Source organism: Dethiosulfovibrio russensis (assembly GCF_021568855.1).
In the GTDB taxonomy this organism is placed as follows: domain Bacteria; phylum Synergistota; class Synergistia; order Synergistales; family Dethiosulfovibrionaceae; genus Dethiosulfovibrio; species Dethiosulfovibrio russensis.
Genome location: NZ_JAKGUG010000015.1, coordinates 20,160 through 27,222 on the forward strand (window position 1 = coordinate 20,160; position 7,063 = coordinate 27,222).

The following is a 7,063-nucleotide window of genomic DNA, read 5'->3' on the forward strand; positions in this document are numbered from 1 at the left end:
GTTTTGTCTAAGCGAGACGTTCAGATCAACGTAGGGGCCAAGGTGGATCAGGCTGTGAGTTCATTCAACCGTCTCCAGAAGACCCTGTATCTGAACGGTCGTCGCCTGGAGGGCTATGGAGAGACCATCGGCAAGGTCTTTGATCCTGCTATGAAGGGTCTGTTAGCTGTTGGGGCCACCGCCAAGGTAGCGGCGACCGGCGTCGGCATAGCCGCTTTTTCGGTTGCCCAGGAGCTTGAGGAGGCCATGGCGATAGTGGCCAAAAAAACTGGGGAGAGCGGAGAAGCCCTGAAAGGCTATGAGGAAATAGTCAGGAAGCTATTCCGTGAAAATCCGGTAGAGGGATATGGTCAGGTGGCTGAGGCTTTGGCAGCTGTCAGAGTGGCCAGCGGTGCGACCGGGGCGGACTTGGAGAAACTCACTCAGCACTACATATCTTTAGCGGAGGTTACTGGGTCAGATCTTAGTAGCTCCATACTCTTGGGCTCCAGGCTCTTCGGGGACTGGTCGATCTCTACGGAGCATCAGACCGAGGCGTTAGATGCGTTGTTCGTGGCGTCTAGGTCGACAGGAACCTCCATCGAGGGGCTGGCCGAGAAGGCGGTTACATACGGGACAAAATTCAGGTTGCTAGGTTTCTCTCTGGAGGAGACTTTAGGGCTGCTGGGCAAGTGGGAGAAGGAGGGAGTTAGCACCGAAAAGGCCCTGTCCGGTCTCGGCCAGGCTATCACCAACATGACTAAAGGCGGCGTTCGAGACCTGGGGCAGGGATGGCGAGATCTCACCGAGAGTATCAAAAACGCCTCGACCGAGGGAGAAGCCATAAACAAGGCCGTGAAGTATTTCGGGGCCGACGCTGGCCCAGATATGGCGGCGGCGATAAGGGAAAACCGCTTCGAGCTTGGTGGCTTGGTAGAGGTCCTGTCAAAGGCTTCAGGGGCCATTTTGAAGGCTGATGAAGATACGTCTACACTTGGGAAGGCTCTCAAAGAGCTCAAAAATACGGCAACGGACAAGCTGTTGGAGCCCCTCGGCGACGAGGTTTCTCGATATGTCGCCCATGTCGCTAAGTTGTTGGAGGTCCTTGTCGAGTGGGCAGATAAAAACCAGATCCTTAAGGGGTCGGTGGACGCTTTCTTTGAGGGGTTTGGCTTAGGAAAGGTGCAAGTGGAAGAGTTTAAAGATGCGCTAGAGAGGATTGACGTAGCCTCCATCACCGATCAGTGCGAAACTTTCGGCAGAATGCTCAAAGCGATTTACCAATCACTTAATGCTATAGCCGAAGCGATTCCCTGGGAATTTTTGATAGATCATGCTGATAGTTTAACTAAAATCATTATATACGGGTGGGCAGCAGGTAAGGTCATGGCGATAGCAGGGGGGATTTTAACGCTATCGAAGTCCTTCAAAGGATTGGCCGATTCTATGAATCTGTTCGCTACAGCTCAAGCTGCGCTCGAAGGAAGCACGATTTTGAGCTGGATCATGGGAGGCGGAGCTGGGGTATCTACATTCGGCAAGATGTTGAAGACGGCGGGGACTGCCGGGGCTTCTGGCTGGGCCATGCTGGGCGGAGCTGTGACCGCTGCGATAGCGGCTATTCTTTCCTATCCCGACGCTATAGATGACGTCAATTACTCCATCGAGGACATGACTGCGGCAATGGAAGGCAATGAGGAGGCCCTGGAAAGACTGCCTGATAAGGTGAAAGAGTGGCTTATCCAGACCGGTCAGATCAAAAAGAGTGTTGAGGATATCAAGGACATGAAGGAAGAGCTGAAGGGGTTGAACGAGGAAGGATTTTCAAACCCTGATGATCTTCTGAGGGAATGGGGCAAGAAGCAGGCAGAGTTGGCCCAGAGACAACTTTCCAAGGTGGCTCTTTCTGTGAGTGACCTACAGGAAAGGATTAAAGACTTCAGAGAGCAGGGCAAGGACGCCATGGAACTTTTCGGCGTCTCTGCTTTGGAGGCAGACGAGATTATCCGAGATTCTGTCATGAAGGTGGCCGAGGATCTCCGCAAGTCCCTTGCAGACGAGAGCCCCTATATGGCGACGGCTTTTGTGAACGCCATGGAGAAGATGGGCCTTGACGGTGGGGATGCCCTCATGACCTCTATTGCCAGAGCCATGGGAAAGAAGAAAGATCTCCCCATAAAGACCCTTACAGGGGCTATTCAGGAGGGATTCGTTAAGGGTGCGGCCCTTACAGAGGCCATGAAGCTCATTCAAAAAAAGACGGACGAGCTCGTCAAAAAAACCGGAGATCAGATAGAAAAAGAATATGCCGGTATGAAATTCAGCTCCGCCTTGATGGGAGATCTGAAAGCCTACCACGCCAAGCTGGAGCTTTCCAACCTGGGGGTTCAAAGCAAGATGCCGAATTTCTCCGGCAAGGGCGGATTCGGCGGGACGGTCAACAAGGTTTCCGCCCCTATATCGATACAGATAGGCACGGTCAACGTAAAACGTCCGGAGGATGCGGACAAGACCGGTCGGGAGATCGGCCGGGGGATAGTCAAGTCCTTCGATCTGGGGTACTGAGGAGGGTGGTCCCATGAGCTACGACCCGGTGGCCAACTACGAACTTACGGATATAGAGGAGATCCCCCACGGCGAGATGGTGGTCACAGCCTCGGGGGAGACTGTTTTCGTCCGTCGCCCCGGCGGCAGGGTCCGTTTCAGGGCCACCTTTCAGGGGCATTTTTCCTCTCACCCTGCGGGGTTTTTCACGGTGGGCGAGGTCTTCTCCCATCAGGGAATAGAATACATGGTGGAGCAGATAAAACTGTCGGGGCTTCACCGGATAAAGGCAGTCGACGGGGAGTTTTTCGACGGTCGGTCCTACGAGATACAGGCTTTGTCCACCAGGGCCTACGATGGAAGCCTGGATATAGACGAACCTATGGCGGGGGAGTAATCCATGGATAGCGTATGGACAAGTCTGCATATTAGCGGCGGGGAACCGCCTCTCTGCCTGGCTGTCAGCCTGAACGGAGAGCCAGAGACGGCGGTGGCCAACGTTACGAGGCAGGAGACCCACGATGTTTTGACCCTGGAGGTGGAGCCCCGGACTATTCTGTTGTATCTGGAGACTTTGCAGGTCGTCAGGGTCGGCTTGTGTCGTCCGGCGTTTCGATTCGGATCTCTCACGAATGCCGGTAAGCTGACCAGATTGGACGTGTCCTTTAGGGGGCTACGATCGGAGGATATGCAGGTTTTTCGTCCACTCCGCTGGATGTTGTGGCCAGTGGAGGCGGACGCCAGCGTATCGCCTCGGTGGGTGGTGGACCGTCCGGTATTCGGAGAGACCGGACGACTCTGCGACTGGGAGGACCTTTTCGTATCTGGGGCCATGAGATGGACCTCGGAACTCTCCGCCGTCCTTTCCAGAGGCGAGGCGGCGTCGGTGGATCTCTCGGGTGTCCCTGCCTGGGTGTCGGGGCTTCCGGCGTCGGCCCACATGATAAGGCCCTGGGCGGATGTGAACGGTGTGGCTCGGACTACCAGAGAGATTCCGGTGTCGGTACATCCATCTGGCGGAGTGGTCTACGGATGGGTCGGATATCTGCCGATGTGGTCGGTTTTCCTGCCGGTCGAGGGCTCCTCCGGCGGAGATCCCATGATAGCGGTGACATCGAGGACCAGGCGGTCGGACGTCGCCGAGGCGGAAGTCGTTTTGGAGGTGAAGTAGTGCGGGAAATACAGGCCCCGGCCCTGCCGGATGGATATGTGGAGTTTTCCTATAGAAGAGAATTACGGGCCCTCATAGGGACATGGCAGGGAAAGGTACTGTTGCCTGCGGGGAGCCCTCTGGAGCTTGGTGGATCTTGGACGGTCCCGGAGATCATGGAAAACGGGCTGGTGTCCCGGGCGGATAAACTGGGGGACGCCGAGGACGGACGGGTGTTGTGGTCTCTATCCGGTTATGATGCGGGGTTCCGGCTCATGAAAAGCCCTATGTTGCCTCACCAGATAAAAGGATCCAGTCTCGGAGATGTCTTGTCCGAGCTGGCGGAGGGGTGCGGGTTGAAAGCGGACGTAACTCTGGACAGAGACGTCCCGGTGGACGCCCGACACCTGGTTTCGGGCCAGACGGCGGCGAACGCCGTTTTGGATCTCGCCACCCTCGGGGGGGCCGTAGCCTACATGGTTCAGGACGGAACCCTGAAAGTAGCTCCGCCCCGGCCTTGTAAAACCTATCCCTGCAAGGGGTTGAACCTGGACGACGTACAGGCCCGGGATCTGGATCTCGACGGGTATGCCTCCGGCGTGGTGGTTATCCTGGGACGCCGGGGAGACTCTTCCGGTTCGGTAGACGAAGACGGTCCCGGAGGCGGCTATTATGGGACGACTCCCTCCGGATCGTTGAAGCGGGTCTCGAAGCGAGGGACCACCTCTTTGCCGGGGGGAACCTTGTCTTGGAAATATACCCTCTTCTCCCCTATAAACGTGGTCGAATCCTACGAGGCGAGCTTGTTTCTTCCCGGAGCCGGTATCAGAAAAAGTATCGTGTCGAACTACTCCTACGACGTGGAGTCCTCCGTGTTAAGGGTAGGCGACCAGGAACAGCGGCTGTGGAGATTCTGTCTCGTCGAGGCCGGAAGTATCGAGGATACCGCCGTCGATGCGGTCTATTACGATCATGCCACGGGCGGATTGTCCACCGAGACGGTCGAGCACGTCATGGAATACCAGGTGAGACGATCCTACGACATGGACAAAACCCACATATTGAAGGAAGTAGTGGAGATCAATTCGTATGATCCCGACAGGCGAAGAAACGACGTACCCTACACTCACAAGACCGAACGGGCCTGGACGTGGGACGACGATCACGGATACAGAGGACTCACCGAGAGGGAATGGAGCTATGAGGAAAGAGACGTCGGAGAGGCGGACCTGGTGACGGGATCGGACGGGAACCCTCTTACCTGGGTGGGGAGCGACGGCCAGACCAGGTACATACAGCTTCCGGCCTATCAGACCACCACGATGATAAAGAGAGAGCGGCAGAGACAGATAGACGAGGTTTTCGACGACGACGGTAAATGCGTCACCCGTATAGAGAGGACGACCGACGATAACGGGCTGGCGGATATGCTGGAGAGAGGGCTTTTCGGCGACCTTTACGACCCTGCGAACTCCAGGGCCGGGGAGGCCCTGGCTCAGATGAAAACGCTACTGCAAGACGGCTCCATGAGGATAATTCAGGTTCCAGGAGGATCCTCCATCTCGGAGGAGGTCGGAACGCTGTCTCAGCCCGGAAGGAGATACAGGAAAAAGACGTCGGGCGAGGACGGTGGAAACCGCTATATCGACGGGATCTGGTCGGAAGAGACCTGCCCGTTTTTGTGTAGCGACGGAACCTGCGGGGTCGTAGAGTCTCCTTCGGCGGTCTCCGCTCCCGAGACGTCGAGGCCGAAGCCTTCGGGATGGGACGGAAGCGGCGTCGAGACGGTAGACGGGCCGGTCCACTCGACGGGGATCTCCGAGTCGGATTCGGAGGATTACATCGAAGGTGATCCCTGCGGCTATCTGGATAACGGAAAAACTCCGGGGTACGAAAGGTGTTCCAGGTACAAGGCTTTCCGCCATCTGGCGGGGTCTACCTCCGGAACCTCTCCGGTGTCTCCGGCGGTGGGAATGTCCGGAGGAGGAAGTATCTGGACGGAGAAGGAGCTGTACATAGATGAGTATCTCTCGGAGGATCGAGCCAGGTCGATAGCCCAGACCATCGCAGACAATATCCTGTCGGTCAAGAAGGTAAGCAGGGGGATAGTGGAAACGGTCACGGTACCCCTGGATATGAGGGTTCATCCGGACGGAGGGGTGATGGCGGTGGAACACAGTTTCGATAAGCTACAAACCTCCATATCCTTCCGGCCTTCGGACACCACTCCGCCGGAGTATCTGATGTTGCTCAACTCCGGGTCCACCGCCGCCAACGTCTACGCCAGGGAGAGCATCGGCAAGGGCAGAAGCGCCTTCGGGCGGGTGGTGGACGTCCGGCCGGACAGGGCTCTGGTCATACTGGGCGGTCGTCCGGTCAGCTGTACCTCCTCCATACGGATCAAGAGAGGAGACAACGCCCTGGTCTTTCTTCCTCCCGGGAGCGTCTCCAGCGGCGTGATTCAGGCGGTGATGAAATGACGAAAGCGAGAGTCTACACGGGGCCGGTCGGGCGGTTGTCCGGCCATGTGTTGGGCAGGGTTCCCTTCGCCGTACCGGAGACGGTTAAAATCCGTCTCCTCGATAGGGAGGCCGGGAAGCCGGACGAATCCGGAGAATTGATCGAGGTATCGGGGGACGGGCGGATCTGGCTTTTCGAGAGCGGTGTATATATATGGAATATATGGAATCGAGAAGAGGGGGTAGGCGAGGGCCTGTCCCCTCTTTCTTTATGCGACGAGGCGGTCCTGTCTGGGTACGACTGGGCTCTGGTCTCCGGCGGTCTGGTCGTGGACGGGGCTTTCGTCTCCGTGGAGATGCCCTGCCCGATGCCCGACGCCGATAACTCCGGCTGGTGGCTGGACCGGTGCGACGATAGCGACACGGCTCCGTTCGTTCCATCTCTTTCCTCTGTTGAGTCGGCTTTTTTCGGCCGGTGGTGCTATACGTCTTTGAGTTTGACCTACAGATGGGAGCGGGAGGAGTACCGCAAACTTCGAGAGGCGGCAGACAACTCCAAAGGTCTGGAACGGGCGGCTCTTGCCGCCAGGCTGGAGGAAGTGGAGCGGTTCGAGATCGGAGATATTGCCGGTCCCTCCGGGGTCTACGGCGTAACCTGGTACGACTGCGACCCCGCCATGGAAACCGAGATGACAGAGCCTTCCTCCGGTGGGCTGTGGCTGGACGGTGGCGTCTTGTATGGGGCCGGGAGCAAGTCGGCTGGGAGGGCCCTGCTGGTGCCTACTTCCTTCGACTCCGACGGCACCTGTCTGGGGTTGTCGGTGGTCCATAACGGAGAGCTCCAAGGGCAAGAACCGGGACAGGTTATCCCGGTACGAGGCGGAGCTGTCCATGTAGCGGCGGGAGAGGGGGATCCTAGGGGTCGACTGTT

At 57.4% G+C, this 7,063-nt stretch carries 4 protein-coding genes and 1 pseudogene; all 5 read left to right on the forward strand.

The window, feature by feature from the left end:
- Positions 1-3: 3 nt before the first annotated feature.
- On the forward strand, positions 4-2,544 hold the full coding sequence (locus L2W48_RS12375) for a phage tail tape measure protein (RefSeq protein ID WP_236100310.1): 2,541 nt from the start codon (positions 4-6) through the stop codon (positions 2,542-2,544).
- Between the two features lie 13 nt (positions 2,545-2,557).
- Positions 2,558-2,920, forward strand: a complete 363-nt coding sequence (locus L2W48_RS12380) for a hypothetical protein (protein ID WP_236100308.1) — start codon at positions 2,558-2,560, stop codon at positions 2,918-2,920.
- 3 nt (positions 2,921-2,923) lie between these two features.
- Positions 2,924-3,694 (forward strand): hypothetical protein, encoded by a 771-nt coding sequence (locus L2W48_RS12385; protein WP_236100307.1) that lies wholly within the window; start codon positions 2,924-2,926, stop codon positions 3,692-3,694.
- Positions 3,694-6,153 (forward strand): hypothetical protein, encoded by a 2,460-nt coding sequence (locus tag L2W48_RS12390; RefSeq protein WP_236100306.1) that lies wholly within the window; start codon positions 3,694-3,696, stop codon positions 6,151-6,153. The genes L2W48_RS12385 and L2W48_RS12390 overlap by 1 nt, the downstream gene beginning before the upstream one ends.
- Positions 6,150-7,063, forward strand: a pseudogene (locus tag L2W48_RS12395) (hypothetical protein); the annotation flags it as partial. The gene L2W48_RS12390 and the pseudogene L2W48_RS12395, both read left to right, overlap by 4 nt.

What these genes read in the sequence shown, in the direction of transcription:
- L2W48_RS12385 (WP_236100307.1), top strand. Translation starts at nt 2,924, where the DNA reads ATGGATAGCGTATGGACAAGTCTGCATATTAGCGGCGGGGAACCGCCT.
- L2W48_RS12380 (WP_236100308.1), top strand. Translation starts at nt 2,558, where the DNA reads ATGAGCTACGACCCGGTGGCCAACTACGAACTTACGGATATAGAGGAG.